General features: G+C 61.4%; 1 protein-coding gene. It reads left to right on the top strand.

Annotated features, from left to right (window positions below):
• Positions 1–8: 8 nt before the first annotated feature.
• Positions 9–665, top strand: a 657-nt coding sequence (locus AC1DQP_RS21225; protein ID WP_478052522.1) for an Arm DNA-binding domain-containing protein, incomplete at its 3' end; no start/stop codon positions are given.

The raw sequence follows: 665 nt of genomic DNA, 5'->3' as shown, positions 1-665 counted from the left end.
GTCTGTCAATGTCATCCCCCCTCACCAAACGTATCGTCCTCACGGCAGAGCCCCGGGATCGCCCCTATGAGCTCAGAGACGCTCAGGTTCGCGGCCTGATCTTGCGAGTGCAGCCCTCAGGGCACAAGGCTTGGATCGTTACCTGGGCGCACGGTAAGCGTCGTACGTTGGGTTCGGTCGAACATCTGTCACTTGATCAGGCCCGCGACCAAGCCCGGCAAGCAGTCGCTGAATACGTTCAGTCCGGATTGCCGGCGCTCGCAAAGTCCAAGCCCACTAGTTGCACGCTCGAAGCGCTGCTCAACGATCACTTCGAGCCTTGGGCTATTGCCGAGCTCAAGGGTGGTCGTCAGTACCCGGATCGCATCCGATCAGTGTTCCCATGGCTGCTACGCCGTCAGATCATTGAGATTGATGTGCCGACGATGGAGCGATGGTGGCGCGCGCGCGTTACTGGACCCGATGCTGTCACTAAGGCCACCGCAGCGCGCGACTTTGCTTGCCTGAGGTCAGCGCTTTCGCGGGCTGTGGAGTGGAAGTTGATCGAGACCAATCCCCTCATGGGCATGCGTCAGCGATCAGCGGCTAGCCGCAAGGTGGTTCGGTTCCTGTCCCCGGACGAAGAAACGATGCTCCGGGCCGCGCTCGCAGCGCGCGATCTAGCC

The organism is Stenotrophomonas sp. P5_A8, assembly GCF_056400545.1.
This window is presented reverse-complemented; position numbering and strand designations above follow the sequence as displayed.